At 60.7% G+C, this 14,120-nt stretch carries 16 protein-coding genes; 13 read left to right on the forward strand and 3 right to left on the reverse strand.

What is annotated here, in order from left to right; all coding sequences use genetic code 11:
* Positions 1 to 105: 105 nt before the first annotated feature.
* From RT456_RS13140 to RT456_RS13200, 13 genes are all read left to right on the forward strand, one after another.
* Positions 106 to 606: a hypothetical protein gene (locus RT456_RS13140; RefSeq protein WP_313347344.1), complete on the forward strand. Its 501-nt coding sequence runs from the start codon at positions 106 to 108 to the stop codon at positions 604 to 606.
* 331 nt (positions 607 to 937) lie between these two features.
* Positions 938 to 1,417: a hypothetical protein gene (locus RT456_RS13145; RefSeq protein ID WP_313347346.1), complete on the forward strand. Its 480-nt coding sequence runs from the start codon at positions 938 to 940 to the stop codon at positions 1,415 to 1,417.
* 141 nt (positions 1,418 to 1,558) lie between these two features.
* Positions 1,559 to 3,154, forward strand: coding sequence for an RHS repeat-associated core domain-containing protein (locus RT456_RS13150; RefSeq protein WP_313347348.1), 1,596 nt, complete (start codon positions 1,559 to 1,561; stop codon positions 3,152 to 3,154).
* Entirely contained in the window at positions 3,151 to 3,453 is a 303-nt protein-coding gene (locus RT456_RS13155) for a hypothetical protein (RefSeq protein WP_313347350.1), read from the forward strand. Before RT456_RS13150 ends, RT456_RS13155 begins: the two co-directional genes overlap by 4 nt.
* A gap of 338 nt (positions 3,454 to 3,791) precedes the next feature.
* Positions 3,792 to 5,258, forward strand: coding sequence for an RHS repeat-associated core domain-containing protein (locus RT456_RS13160; RefSeq protein ID WP_313347352.1), 1,467 nt, complete (start codon positions 3,792 to 3,794; stop codon positions 5,256 to 5,258).
* Positions 5,259 to 5,610: 352 nt separating this feature from the next.
* Positions 5,611 to 6,090: a hypothetical protein gene (locus RT456_RS13165; RefSeq protein WP_313347354.1), complete on the forward strand. Its 480-nt coding sequence runs from the start codon at positions 5,611 to 5,613 to the stop codon at positions 6,088 to 6,090.
* Between the two features lie 502 nt (positions 6,091 to 6,592).
* The gene (locus RT456_RS13170) at positions 6,593 to 6,868 is read left to right on the forward strand and encodes a hypothetical protein (RefSeq protein ID WP_313347355.1); all 276 of its coding nucleotides are present in this window, start codon (positions 6,593 to 6,595) and stop codon (positions 6,866 to 6,868) included.
* Positions 6,869 to 7,216: 348 nt separating this feature from the next.
* Positions 7,217 to 7,768, forward strand: coding sequence for a hypothetical protein (locus RT456_RS13175; protein WP_313347356.1), 552 nt, complete (start codon positions 7,217 to 7,219; stop codon positions 7,766 to 7,768).
* A complete protein-coding gene (locus tag RT456_RS13180; RefSeq protein ID WP_313347357.1) occupies positions 7,765 to 8,289 on the forward strand; it encodes a hypothetical protein in 525 nt (174 codons plus the stop codon). Before RT456_RS13175 ends, RT456_RS13180 begins: the two co-directional genes overlap by 4 nt.
* Positions 8,290 to 8,595: 306 nt before the next feature.
* On the forward strand, positions 8,596 to 8,811 hold the full coding sequence (locus RT456_RS13185) for a hypothetical protein (protein WP_313347359.1): 216 nt from the start codon (positions 8,596 to 8,598) through the stop codon (positions 8,809 to 8,811).
* A gap of 62 nt (positions 8,812 to 8,873) precedes the next feature.
* A complete protein-coding gene (locus RT456_RS13190) occupies positions 8,874 to 9,353 on the forward strand; it encodes a hypothetical protein (RefSeq protein WP_313347361.1) in 480 nt (159 codons plus the stop codon).
* A 64-nt stretch (positions 9,354 to 9,417) separates the two neighbouring features.
* The gene (locus RT456_RS13195; RefSeq protein ID WP_313347362.1) at positions 9,418 to 9,831 is read left to right on the forward strand and encodes a hypothetical protein; all 414 of its coding nucleotides are present in this window, start codon (positions 9,418 to 9,420) and stop codon (positions 9,829 to 9,831) included.
* Positions 9,832 to 10,595: 764 nt separating this feature from the next.
* Positions 10,596 to 11,021: an NUDIX domain-containing protein gene (locus RT456_RS13200; RefSeq protein ID WP_313347364.1), complete on the forward strand. Its 426-nt coding sequence runs from the start codon at positions 10,596 to 10,598 to the stop codon at positions 11,019 to 11,021.
* A gap of 10 nt (positions 11,022 to 11,031) precedes the next feature.
* Here RT456_RS13200 and RT456_RS13205 read toward each other — a convergent pair whose 3' ends face one another.
* Genes RT456_RS13205 through RT456_RS13215 form a run of 3 tightly spaced genes read right to left on the reverse strand, consistent with a single transcriptional unit; the run spans position 11,032 to position 14,099 of the window.
* The gene (locus RT456_RS13205; protein ID WP_313347365.1) at positions 11,032 to 12,135 is read right to left on the reverse strand and encodes a sugar kinase; all 1,104 of its coding nucleotides are present in this window, start codon (positions 12,133 to 12,135) and stop codon (positions 11,032 to 11,034) included.
* Complete coding sequence (locus RT456_RS13210; protein ID WP_313347367.1) at positions 12,132 to 13,313, reverse strand: GDSL-type esterase/lipase family protein; 1,182 nt, start codon at positions 13,311 to 13,313, stop codon at positions 12,132 to 12,134. The genes RT456_RS13205 and RT456_RS13210 overlap by 4 nt, the downstream gene beginning before the upstream one ends.
* Positions 13,314 to 13,343: 30 nt before the next feature.
* Complete coding sequence (locus tag RT456_RS13215; RefSeq protein ID WP_313347369.1) at positions 13,344 to 14,099, reverse strand: glucose 1-dehydrogenase; 756 nt, start codon at positions 14,097 to 14,099, stop codon at positions 13,344 to 13,346.
* Between the last annotated feature and the right edge of the window lie 21 nt (positions 14,100 to 14,120).

Genomic DNA, 14,120 nt, shown 5'->3' on the forward strand with positions numbered 1-14,120 from the left:
AGGATTGGTGAATAAAAGGAACGATATGCGAGAAGAGAGGTATCGTGCAGGGGGAGGCAGTGCTCCGGCTCCGTTGGCATCGAAGATAAGAAGGTAGGTAGTGTGATGGCAAAGTTCAACGCAAAGTCGAAGTGGGAGATTGGCGATGTTTTTATCATTCCGCTCTTGGATGGCTCGGGCTGTATTGCTCAGGTCGTTGGGAGGGAACGTGAGATTCTTAACAGCGCAACGATCGCAATTTTCGATGTGAGACAGGAGTACTCGAGCGACAATCTCCCGGGCTTGACTAAAAACGACGTCTTCTCGTTGATCTTGGCAACGAAGGACCTGTTGGACTCTGGTCGGTGGCGAGTTCTATCTGATGGGAAAGGGCCGATCAAGGAGGTGAATCCTTACGAGCATCTCAGGTCGAACGGATTCATTGGCGCTAAAGTTCTCGGCTCGGGATTTATTGAAGATTTTATTAATGCATTTTATGGTTTGGAGGATTGGGATGATTGGTACTTGCCGAATTATCTTGATCAATTTTTAGTTTCGCTTGACAAGAAGCCTTTGGGACGCCTGAGGTTCTGCGGCCGACATGACGGTGCGGGCAGTGCAAGCTGAGAAATTCCCCGGCACCTCGGTGGACCCGGTGACGGCACACAGCCAGCCCGTGGGTAGCTTTCATCGTTGCCGATATGGGAGCGAGAATACTTACAAGTTTAATGATCCCGACGGGTGCCAAAGTGTGTCTGTCATCTACGCTGATTGCGCCGGGTTAGTGGGTGTTGCACTTGGAATTTGAGTCCAAGAGGTGCCTTTCAGCAGTTCACTCCAGACGGAAATGCTCCAGTACGAGGCGCTGAGGTGCGGAGTATATCGATTGATACAAAAACGCGTGATACAAAGCTAGAGCCAGATAGGCGGCTGGCGCCCACAGGATCTCACATAAAAAATGATCGCCGAAAAGGGGTTTGATATGCGTTTAAGAATCGTGCGTTTGATATTCGGAGTTGGGGTCGTTCTGGGTGTGGCGTCGTGCTCTGAGCAGGATGTCGAGAGCGCTACACCGGGTCAGCGCCACCGGCTGAATGAAGACCAGATCAAGCATGAGGAAACAAAGGCGAACGCAGGCGACGCTGGGGCTGCCACTCGGCTGGCGAATCACTACCAGTGGGCCGTGGGTGATGGTGATAGCGCTGACCGATGGCTTGAGAAGGCTGTTGACCTTGGAGATCACTATGCGATGATCAATCTGTCATCGAAGTTATCCGCAAAGCAGAACGAACCCGATTGCAAGAGAGCAGAGAAGCTGCTTGTTCTTGTGCTTGAGACCAATCCGAATAGGAAGGCGGAACAAGATGCTCGCCGTGATCTTCGGACGCTTCATGATGGCGTGGGTGGGGAAGGGTTCTGTACTCAATGGCTTCATTGATTGAGGTTTATGAGGTGCGCCTCCCAAAACAAAATCCGGCGAGACCCTAAGCCAGCAGCGACTGATTAGTGGTACAAGAACGGCCACCTCGCCGCGCAGACCTGGCCGCAGGGACTGCAGGTCACCTACGCCCCGAATGCGTTGGGCCAGCCCACCCAGGCCGGCACCTTCGCCACTGGCGTGCAGTACTACCCCAACGGGGCGGTGCAGCAGTTCGTGTACGGCAACGGCATCGTCCACCAGATGCAGCAGAACGCCCGGCTGTTGCCGGCGCGCAGCACAGACACCGGTACGTTGGATCTGCTCACCAGCTTCGACGTCAACGGCAACGTCAGCGCCATCAACGACCTGGTGCAGGGCAGCGGCCATGACCGCCAGATGCAGTACGACGCGCTGGACCGGCTCACTGCCGCCTACTCACCGGCCTTCGGTGGCGATGGCTGGTACCGCTTCGGCTACGACGCGCTGGACAACCTGCGCACCTGGACCCAGCCGGGCGAAGGACAGCGCCGCTATGACTACGACAGCAGCAACCGCCTGACCCTGGTGCGCAACGCGGCCGGCGCCGGCATCATCGGCCTGGGTTATGACGTGCAGGGCAACCTGTCGATCAAGAACGGACAGGCGTATCAGTTCGACTTCGGCAACCGGCTGCGGCAAGCCACCAACCTGGAGCGCTATCGCTACGACGGCCATGGCCGCCGCAGCTCGGTGATCGATGCGGGGAGTGGCAAGAACCGGCATTACCTGTACAGCCAGGGTGGGGCGCTGGCGTATCTGTGGGATCAGGGAACCGGTGAAACGACGCAGTACATCCAGTTGGCTGGAAGTCTTGTGGCGACGCGGAAGTTGGATGCGGGTGGTGCGGCAAGTGTTCGCTACCAGCACACCGATGCGCTCGGCAGCCCGGTGGCAGAGACCAATGAGCAGGCAGGGGTGGTGCAGCGGACGGCGTACACGCCCTATGGTGCGAGCATCGGGGCGCAGAAGGATGGTGTGGGGTATACCGGCCATGTGATGGATGGGAGTACCGGGCTGACGTATATGCAGCAGAGGTATATGGATCCCACGGTGGGTGGCTTCCTCAGCGTTGATCCAGTTACAGCTCACAGTAGCCCGGTCGGGGCATTCAATCGATACAGGTATGCCAACAACAGCCCATATCGGTTCTCGGATCCGGATGGACGTCAGGCAATCTCAATGCCAGCGCCTTACCTGTTTCCCGTGGTGGTAACCGGAGCTAGAGATAGTACTCAGAGAAGCGAAGCCTCGGATGGCGACAATCGAGGAAGCGGGCCAGACGGTGGACGACCTACGACTAGGCCCACTGGACGTCCGACAGGGCGAGATTCGGTCCGTAGAGGGCGAGATGGGGCTCCAATCGCTTCGTCGAACGGGAGGTCTGGGCCTGGTGATCTCCATGCTCCTGGTGATGTTCCTGACGGCACGGTAATCGTACGTGGAGGGCAAAGCGATATGCCCTCGCCCGGCACAACCTTTTCAGGATCGCAGGGAAACACTGTTAGTGAAGCGGGAGCTGCTGTTCCCCACGGCTCGATTCGTCCAACAACTGCTGGCAATATTCGGGCTGGCGGAGGCACAGTTGAGGTCTCGCCCGAAAAGACATCTGGCGGAAACGTCAATGGAAATCACGTGAACATAACAGAAGGAAAGAAGGGGAGCTCCTTCGGTCCAGTTCAACCAAATCCAGTTCCTAAGGCGGATAGAATCAAATGAAGATTCCGGTGAATCAGCTGCTAGAGATAGTTAAGTACAGGGATTTTTATGATATTCCACGGGTGATTCTGGCAAAAAGTGATGGGCCTATGTTCTGGATACTTGGAAGCGCGTTTGATGACGGTGCCGACGACTACAAGGATAGCTACTCGATATTTTTCGCAGGACAGAGTATCGAACACGCGGACGAAACTTTTCAGCGGCACTGCCAGGGCGTTGTGGGAGAGTCGATGGGAGAGCTGCCGGTCTCTCAGTTCGAATTCGATCGCACACGGCGTGCATCGTTCTTCATACGCTGAGTAACGCACCCATTCCCTTCATATTCGATAGAGCAGCCGTTGTGGCACTTTCATCACTTCTGGTCTCGCTTTCAGGATTCACGACGGTCACGTGATCAGCGTGGTTGCTGTCTATGGCGCGGTCAAGGAAGCCAAGCCTCCGTTCGGTCTGCGACCTGGTGCAGATGTCGTGGAAACAGTGAGTCGGACATTCCCGGTCGCAGGCGGCGAAGCTTTTGTGGTGCCAGATAGATCCGGTGCGGTCATTGTGAGAATTATCCGAGAGCCAGGGCTGGGTCTACCCGCCCGATGGCCTGCCGGCGCAGATCACCACCCAGAACGGCGACGGCACCCCGGCGGTGGTCAACACCTACGTCTACAACAAGCGCCGCCTGCTTACCGGCGAAACCCTCAGCCAGCAGGGCCTGCTGGATCTGAGCCTGGGTCAGGGCTACAGCAGCAACGGCCACTTGGCCGCGCAGACCTGGCCGCAGGGCCTGCAGGTCAGCTACTCCCCCAATGCACTGGGTCAGCCCACCCAGGCCGGTACCTTCGCCACCGGCGTGCAGTACTACCCCAACGGCGCGGTGCAGCAGTTCGTGTACGGCAACGGCATCGTCCACCAGATGCAGCAAAACGCCCGGCTGCTGCCGGCGCGCAGCACCGACAGCGGCACGCTGGACCTGCTCACCAGCTTCGACGTCAACGGCAACGTCAACGCCATCAACGACCTGGTGCAGGGCAGCGGCCATGACCGCCAGATGCAGTACGACGCGCTGGACCGGCTCACTGCCGCCTACTCACCGGCCTTCGGTGGCGATGGCTGGTACCGCTTCGGCTACGACGCGCTGGACAACCTGCGCACCTGGACCCAGCCGGGCGAAGGACAGCGCCGCTATGACTACGACAGCAGCAACCGCCTGACCCTGGTGCGCAACGCGGCCGGCGCCGGCATCATCGGCCTGGGTTATGACGTGCAGGGCAACCTGTCGATCAAGAACGGACAGGCGTATCAGTTCGACTTCGGCAACCGGCTGCGGCAAGCCACCAACCTGGAGCGCTATCGCTACGACGGCCATGGCCGCCGCAGCTCGGTGATCGATGCGGGGAGTGGCAAGAACCGGCATTACCTGTACAGCCAGGGTGGGGCGCTGGCGTACCTGTGGGATCAGGGTACGGGTGAAACGACGCAGTACATCCAGCTGGCTGGAAGCCTGGTGGCAACCCGCAAGACAGCAGCAGGTGGCGCGGTGAGCGTGCGCTACCAGCACACTGATGCGCTGGGCAGCCCGGTGGCCGAGACCAATGAGCAGGCGGGGGTGGTGCAGCGGACGGCGTATACGCCGTATGGCGCGAGCATCGGAGCCCAGAAGGATGGTGTGGGCTACACCGGACACGTGATGGATGGCAGTACCGGGCTGGCGTATATGCAGCAGCGGTATATGGATCCGACGGTGGGGGTGTTCCTGTCGGTGGATCCGGTGACTGCCCTTACCAATCCAGTCGGAATGTTTCACCGATATATGTATGCAAACGGAAATCCATCTAGATTTATCGATCCAGATGGTCGCGCAGCCTGTGGAAAGGACTGGGACTGTCGCATGGAGCAAAGGGCAGGCGGGGGTGGCTTAACCGGCGGGCAACTGGCTGCGATCTGGAAGAACCCGCAGGCATACATAGATAGGGTAAATGGCACCCAAATAGACAGCAATCTGAATCGAGTTCAGCGCGCTACTTCGCAGAGGTGGCCCGACCCGTCACAATCGCCACCCGGCTCGAGGTGGGCGCAGACATCGCAAAACTTGGTATCAAGTCCTTTTCAGTAGTGAACTTTGAGTTAGGGGACCTCACGTCTGGGCAGGGTGCAGGGAGTCTGATGCAGGCTCAGAGCAACTACAATGGCCCGGGCATAAGGGTCGCGATCGCACATACGCAGCCCGTAAATACGGCATTTAGCTACTGGCGAGGGTCATGCTATTGCGGTGGGCGATGGGAGGGAAGTTTGTATCGTGGAGACCTTGAGCGGGCTCGGTCAGCTGGAGTGAATAGTTACGTTGCCGCGCCAAGTGGGGCAGTTATGGGCTTCGACTTCAGGAGCATGAGCCACGCAGTGGAATCCCAAAGATCAAATCCGAACGCATACATATCAGCCGAAAGCTACTTCTTTGAGGTCAAGTGATGAACGTACATCGTTACTCCTCTGCAATGGCACTCATTCTTCTCGCACTCGCAGGTTGCGCTAATTCGTCGAGCGACAGTCAAAAGAATTCGGTGCCCGCGGCGTGTAAGATTCGTGGAAATAGTGCCGATTCAGTCATCTGTATGACGTCTTTCACCAGCGTTCTCGCGGATCCTCGCCATTTTGACGGAATGACAATCTCCATGGGTGCGTGGGTCGAAAGTGTGAATGATGTGGTGATAGCATTTCCTTCCCAGGACTCACTGCAGTTGCGGGACTCATTTAGCTCTGTCGTCGTCTATCATGCGGACAACCCCAAGGTCGTAAAGTTCCTTGCCGGTCTGCCTTCATCCGATCCGAAGTTCGTTCGGATAACTGGTGTTTTCCACTGGATTGCAGATGATGCTAAGGATTCGCGTGCCAATCCAATTGATGCGAATCGCGTCGGTGTTATGGAGAGGGTTGACGTCTCCCTTTAGTCTCGGTGCAAATCGCCTTCCCGCACAGTCATCATGCGCCACGCCTCTTAGTGGTATGTGGGGTACCACGCCTGGCTCTGAAGAGCATTCGCTGGAGGTGGAGAATGACATCAGGAAGGAAAACGGAATTCAAGGCAGAGAGACCTACTATCGTGAATCCGTCGAACCGTAATCGTCACGCCTGGGGTGTGCTGACGCTCGCTGCCGCTCTGATCTCGCTTCCGGCGAGGTCCGACGAGCAGGAGGTCAAGTGGTCCTTGGATGATGATCATTCCTACTACGCACGTCTGGCAGAGGGTCGTGGTGGGAGTGAGTACTCGGTCTTGCCGGCCTACTTGGCATCGGCCATGCAGTCGGCTCGCTACCTCAAGGGTGCGCAGGGTGCGGCGACCCTAACCTGTCGCCGGTGAATTGCATTCCAGAGCATTGAGGCAAACTCCTCTCGTTACAGTCTTTCGTTCTTGTGCGATTCGAAGCGGGGATGGGTGGAGCTTGGGGCCGGATGGAGGTCGTCGGATGCACTTCAGCGCAAGGGACTGCTAGCGCGGCGAAGCTAGATGAAATTATGGCTCGAGCTAAAGTCGCCGAAGGCGAGTTCGTTAAACCTAGCGTTTATGGCTTGCCAGCAAAATACTTGACTTCCTTCGACGGTGTGCGCGTACGACGGCTCGCTGTCTACTGGCTTACAGGTAGCGAGATCGAGGATGAGCAGTTATCTGCGGCAATGAGGGTTATTCGCGACCTGGAGGATGTGGTAGCTCACGACGATGCCGAATGAAGGCCGAAGGAGGCGGATCTTGCTCGGCGCGGGTGGGTATGCCGCATATCACCGTTACAACATGCACCGCTTGCTTACCCGCGAAACCCTCAGCCTGCGTGGCTCGATAGATCCATGAGGTTGATGATGCGGAGGCCAGGCAAATCATCGGGATGCTGCGAGAAAGCAGAAGATGACTCCCCTGTCCGATTGGGGGGAGTGGCTGTCTCGTGCGCCGCACCTGCCCCGCCTTCTGTCGCGCCAGTGGGCGTGTGGGAGTAGTGCGGCTGACGGCGCACCAGCAATGGTCAACAGGCGGCGGAAGGAAGTTCCCGCAACCACGATTCGGACACTCAGGAGTGTGATGCGATGGAAGAGGATCTAAGGAATCTGCTCGGGGTCTTTGTTTCGGATGCTCGGCCGCCCGACAGTCCTGTCATGGACGAGTCCTGGGCCGCACTTGCCTTCGACAGGAACCTATACGAGGATCTTGCGCCCTCTGACGTCTGGGAGGCTTGGCTTGCGACACACCGAGAACTGACCGATCCTGATTGCCGGGTATGGGTCATGTCAGTTGCGCAGCTCAGTAGCGGCGGTAGCCCATTGGGTGTTGTTCCCACCATGGATTCACTTAGGGAATACTGGTTGAAGGACGCGAACTTCCTCCGTGATCATTACGTGTTTTCGGTGTCGTCCAGGTCGCTGGTGCGCCTTGATCAGGACGTGACCCTTTTTGCGGCCACGAGCGCCTTTGTATCCAGGTGCGTAGATGGTCTTGGCGGACTGGATCTGATGATGTCCAGGATGGATGATGACTTCGGTTCCGGGGATGACGATTCTGAGGGGCTGCGAGCCTTTCTACGTGAGAACACCAAGGCGCTGAATGCCCGCGATGCCGGAGGAGCTTCCTGCGTCCCATGATGCACTTCACTACCAGCGTTCCCATTGCTGACGGCAGGATTCTCCTTCCAATGCAGGTTGAGGGGATCAAGAGGGAGAGCCTTGCATCGGCCTTGGCCGGACATCGCCTGCTGTCGATCTCGGTTCCACGTTCGCAATCTCTTGAGAAGGCGTGGTATGCGCAGGCCAAGCTGTCGTCCGGTAGGATCTTGGAGCTCTCTGGGTCCAGTACGGAGACCGAAAATTGGGCGGAGTACGGCACGATCAATGTGACGGTCTCAGGCGCTTCCATTGAAGTTGATGCAGCGTTGTCAGTGTTCTGTGTTGAAGGATTCGTGGTTGACTCGATTCAGCTGCTGGTGATGGATGAGGGTCGATATCACATTGAGGCGGGGCTGATCATCAAAGCGGCCGATGATCGCGTGCTCATCGTTGTTGCCGGAGAGATTCCTGGTGCATTTTCACTAAAATTACCAGACGGCCAGGACGGGCTGGACCCGCAGTTCCCGTGGCAGCGCTATGGGACCGAACCAGTCTATTGAGCCGGCGCATTCGCGAGTTCATTCAAGGCCGCTCGTGCTAGGCCTTGGTGCAGATCACTTTTGATCAGGTGAGGCGGTTCAAATGAGGAGGTCGATAGCTGTAGTGCTCGGCTGTATCATCGCTATCGGCCTTGTTCGGGTCGATTTTCCAACGTCGATTGGCGCAACTCTGCTCACCTTCGAGCCGCTGCCTCCGCCACACCGACCTTGGCGTCGCGCTGGTGTGTCGGTCAGCTCAGCGCTTTCAGTTCCGCGCTGGAGTCCATCAACCCTGCGATCGAATAGTGAAATCGGAGATGTCATACGATGAACCGAATCTTCGGGGTGCTGTTCGTCTCGGTCGTGGTCGCCCTTGGCGTTTGGATGCTCTTCTTTCTACCGGGGTGGGTAGGGGTCGTGATCTGCGGTGGTCTCCTGCTCTGTGCGACAGCTGTCACCGTCCTTGCGATCTTAGGCGCTGTGGGTAGACGTAAGGTCGCCAGACTCTGGAAGGAGTTCTTCGATTCTTTGTACGGTGTGTGATATGGAGCAGGGTGGACGTACCACGCACCGACCAACTGGAACTCTAGTGGGGATTCACATTCATGCTTGCCAAGCTGCTCTTGCCGTCCAGCCTACTGTTGATCTCAAGCTTCTGCGCTTCTGCGGATGAGCGGGTATCCGTCGGACGCTGCTACGCGATTCCGGATACGGACGCCGGGCGCTCGCCGACACTGGTCTGCAAGGCGATATTTCCAGAGCTGTGGAGTGAGCCGAGCGCCGCCGAGCGAAATGTGGAGCTGACAGGCTATGTGGCTGTCGTCGACGATCGGCCCTACCTCTTCGCATCAAGGGACCTCTACTTCTATTCTGGCGGCGCAGGTGGCGTTGCGCTGGACCTGCCGGCGCCTGAGAGGGATAGGTTCACTCGTATGATCCAGAAGGACGGCATCGTTACCGTCGCCGGACGCTACTACGCAGGCAGTCGCTGGGGTGGAGCTGATTCGATTGGAACGCTTGAGGTGATTGGACGACACTACTGGATGCAGGAGCGGCCTGGCGGCCCACCTCTCTTGCCTGAGTAGTGACCCTTCCACACCCAGCACGAATGGAGGGCAATGATCAGTGTGCAAGGCAGAAGGAAAGCCCGTGGATGCAATTGCACGTGAGATATGCCTGCTTGCCCGCAGCGCGACATTGGTTGAGGCGCTGGAGGCTCAGTCCTTGTTGCGGAAGGTTGCGGGCATCCATGGAGCGGATTGGGTTGCCTATCGATGGTGGGAGTATTTGTCGGTCAGCAGTAGCCTTGCCTACGGTCAGGACTTGGAGGTCTGGAAGCAAGGGATTACCGATCTTCTCGATGGCATGGGGCAGGGAGCGGTGTATGTCGCTGTAACCGACGATGAAGGTGCGCCTTGGCCGGTCGTCCGGATTGAGGAGCCAGCGTGCATAGTGGGGGTGCTGCAGGACATGCAGTTCTTTGAGTACTTCGTCTTCTCTGTGGATTGCTCGAGGATCTTCTTCGACACCCACCACAATGCCCTTGTAGCCTCCTTTCGATGAAGTGGCCAACTGATCCGGTCGTCCGTGAGACCGTCGTCTTGGGTAGCATTCGCGGCGAAACTCTCCGTTGTTGTTCGAACTGCATAACCTCTGGCTTGGTTGCGGTCGCGGTTGAAGATAGAAACGCAGGTGTCTCGTGGTAAAGCCAATGAATCGCCCAATGTAGGGAGTCGGCAGCGTATTCGTCATTCCGCTGATGGACGGGTAGGGCTCCATCGCCAAGGTTGTTGTGCGGGAGCGCCAGATCCTCGACAGTGTCACTGTTGCGATCTTCGATGCCCGGCAGGATTCTTCGGTAGACGAGGTTCCGGCGTTGCGTGCCGAAGATGTTTTTTGTTGCTGCTGGTCACAAAGGGCTTGCTTGACTCCGGTCGATGGAAGGTGCTTTCCGGGACAGGTGGCAATCCAGTTGGTGAGGCGGATCCATATGAAAATTTGCGATCAAAAGGATTCATCGGTGCCAAGGTTCGTGGATAGGCGCTTGTTGAAGAGTTCATCAATGCTTTCTACGGCTTGGCCTATTGGGACGATTGGAATGTTGCTGACTATCTCGATGGATACTTGATTGGGCCAGAGAAGAAGCCTTCCGCGCGCTTGAAGTTCTGCGGACGGTATGAGACTTCGTGATGAAGGAGCCCAACTAGGACAGAAGGATGAGCGGCTTTCGCTTGGTTCCGGCGGCCTGCAAGATGTCGACGTCACCCTCTAGGTCCGCGCCATCTGCCGCTGTCCGGCGATAATGCACCCGTCCCAGGAGAACCCCCATGCCCCCAACCACCCCCCAACAGCAGCCCCGCCTGGGCTGTGGTGCTGTCATCCAGCGCGCCGATGGCGCCGTGCTGCTGGTCAAGCGCGGGCGGCAGCCCGAGCAGGGCCACTGGGGCCTGCCCGGCGGCAAGGTCGACTTCATGGAGAAGGTCGAAGACGCGGTGGTGCGCGAAGTCCTGGAAGAAACCGGTCTGCAGGTAAGCATCGAGCGCCTGCTGTGCGTGGTGGATCACTTCGAGCCCGCCTTGCAGCAGCACTGGGTGGCGCCGGTGTATCTGGTGCACGCACCGGACGGCGCACAGGTGACGCTGCTGGAGCCGGACGCCATCCTCGCGTTGGACTGGTTCCCGCAAGACGCGCTGCCCGCACCGCTCACCGTCTCCGCCACCGAGGGATTGGCGCGGCTCCAGTCGCCGCGCTGACCCATACCCGTCAGCGGCGCGCCGCCGCGCCGTCGCCACGCGCCACGGCCTCCACTTCCTCGCGGCTGGTGCACGCCGCATCGCCGGGCGTGGACATCGCCAGCGCCCCATGCGCCGCACCCAGCTCCACGGCGGCCTGTTCGCCCAGGCCTTCCAGCAGCGCATGCACCACGCCGGCCACGAACGCATCGCCACCACCCACACGGTCCAGCAGCTCCACTTCGCGCGCGGCGGAAACGAACAGCGCGTCGCGGTTGCGCAGCGCACCGGCCCAGCCGTTGCGTGCCGCGTTGCTGGCATCGCGCAGGGTGAAGGCCACCGCCTGCAGGTTCGGGAAGCGCTCCAACGCGCGAAGCGCGGCGGCATCGGCCGGGCCCACATCCATCGGCGTTTCGCGACGGCCCAGGTCGGCCAAGTCCATGCCCAAGCACGCGGCAAAGGAATACTCATCGCCAATGAGCAGGTCGCACTCGGCGGCGATGGCGCAGTTGGCATGGCGCGCCGCGTCCGGGTCCGGGTGGCTGTTCCACAGGCTGGCGCGATAGTTGAGGTCGTAGGACACCGCCACCCCATGCCGGCGGGCGGCCTGCACGGCAGCAATGGCGGTCTCGGCGCTGTGTTCGGACAACGCCGCGAAGATGCCGCCGGTGTGCAGCCAGCGCACCCCGTGCACCCCGAACAACGCCTCCCATTCGTACTCATTGGCCCGTAGCTGCGACGCGGCCGAGTACGCCCGGTCGGACACCCCCAACGGCGCACGAACCCCGAAGCCACGCTCGGTGAAGTTCAACCCCATACGCGTGTTGCGGCCGATGCCGTCGTAGTCGCGCCACACGATCTGGCTGGTGTCCACACCACCGGCCTGGATCAGCTGCTGGGCCAGCAGGCCCAGCTCGTTGCGCGGCAGCGCCGTCAGCACCGCCGTGGCATGGCCGAACGTGCTGCTCAGCCCGCGCGCCACGTTGTACTCGCCGCCGCCTTCCCAGACCTGGAACTGGCGGGCATTGCGCACGCGGCCCTCGCCCGGGTCAAAGCGCAGCATCACTTCACCGAGTGCCATCGCCGCCCAGCGCGGGTTCGCGTGCGCGGCCAACCGGAAGTGCTGCGTGCTCATCGTGCGCTGCAGCCGAGCAGGGCGAGGTCCACGCCGTCGGCCATGCGCCGGTAACCTTCGTCGTTGGGGTGCAGGAAATCGCGGGTGATCACCTCGGGCAGGAACTCCGGCTTGGCCGGGTCACGCAGGATCTGGTCGAAGTCGATCAGCGCATCGAAGCCGCTGCGACCGCCGCGCATCCAGGTATTGAGGGTGGTGCGGGTCGCGGCGGACACCGGCTCGTAGCGGTCCGAGCCACCGAACGGGGTGATCGTCGCGGCAATCGCGCGGATGCCGTTGCTGTGCAGTCGCTCGGCCACCTGGCGGTAGCCCAGCACCATGTCGTCGGCGTTGCGGCCCGCCACCGGCGGCGTACCTCCGTCGTGGCGGATATCGTTGATGCCTTCAAACAGAATGACGCGGCTGACATTCGGCAATGCGATCACGTCGCGGTCCAGCCGCGCCAGCGCGCTGTGGCTGCGGCCATGATCCATTACCTTGTTGCCGCTGATGCCGGCGTTGACCAGCACCACCTGGTCCGGGCAGGCCTGCTGCAGGCGCGCGGCCAGCAGCGCGGGCCAGTCGCCATTGCTGCCGCGGGTGGCGGTGGCGCCTTCGGTGATCGAGTCGCCCAGGGCAACCACCACGACCGGCTTGCTGCTGCGCTCGGCCAGCACCGCCGAGACCACGTTCTGCCGGTAGGCCAGCTTGACCTTGTCGCCCACCTCGGCCTGGCGGCCGTCGGCGATGCGCAGCCCGGTGCGCCGCACGGCCGGCTGGGTGGGTTCGGGGAAATATACGGTGAGCGAAACATCGGCCAGCGCCGGCACCGTCATCGGCACCGGATCGCTGAGCAGCGCGGCGCCCGCCGGCACCACCACCTCGCTGCGGCCATTGAAGGTCACCAGCTTGGCCGGTGTGGCCGTGCCGGTGCGCTGGGCGGTGGCGCCACCGATATGCAGCGGCGCAACCCCCAGTTCATTGCTGATGCGGAAGCGCAGCGCCGTGGCCGAGCTGGCCAGGCGCATGTCCTGGCGCACCGTCTGGTGCGCGAACTGCACCGGGGCCTCGGGGGTGCCGTCCTGGCGGTCCGGCGCGGGTGACGCCGTCCAGGCCGGCACCCAGACCTGGGCCTGGGCGGGCAGCGCCGCGGCGCTGGTGGCAAGTGCAATCGAAAGTGCAGTGATCCAGCGCAGCATGGCAGCCCTCCCAGGCGGTCAGCGGGTCAATCAGGAGAAGTAGGTGCCGCCGTTGACGTCGACGTTGGCACCGGTGATGAAGCCGGCGGCGTCCGAGGCCAGGTACACCGCTGTATCGGCGGCTTCCTGCGGGCGGCCCTGGCGGCGCAGCGGCGTATTGCCGGCCACGGCGGTGCGCACTTCGGGCTTGGTGAACTCGTCATGGAAGCGGGTGGCGATCATGCCGCAGCACAGCGCGTTGACGCGGATGCCGCGCGGGCCCAGTTCCTTGGCCATGGCACGGGTGAAGGTCATCACGGCCGCCTTGGCGGTGGCGTAGATCGATGCGCCCGGGCCACCGCCATCGCGGCCGGCCTGCGAGGCGAAGTTCACGATCGCGCCGCCTTCGGGCATGTGCGGCACCACCGCATGCGTGGTCAGGTAGACCGAGCTCATGTTGAGGTCCATGACCTGGTGGAAGAACGCCGGGTCGATCTCGGCCAGCGGGCGGCGCTGGACCATGCCGCCGGCCACGTTCACCAGCACGTCGATCTGCGGGCCGAACGCGGCCTGGGTGGCGGCGACCATGCCGGCCACGGCCTGCGCATCGGTCACGTCGGCGCGGTGCACGATGGCGGTGCCGCCGGCGGCCTGCACCTGCTGCAGGGTGTCCTGCGCGCTGGCTTCGTCGTTGGCGTAGTTGATGCACACCTTGGCGCCGGCCGCGGCCAGCTTGAGCGAGATCTCACGGCCGATATCGCGGCCGCCACCGGTGACGATCGCCACCTTGTCCTTGAACTGATTCATTTGGTACTCCAGTGATGCGAG

The sequence above is a fragment of the Stenotrophomonas sp. genome, assembly GCF_032099025.1.
In the GTDB taxonomy this organism is placed as follows: Bacteria; Pseudomonadota; Gammaproteobacteria; order Xanthomonadales; family Xanthomonadaceae; genus Stenotrophomonas.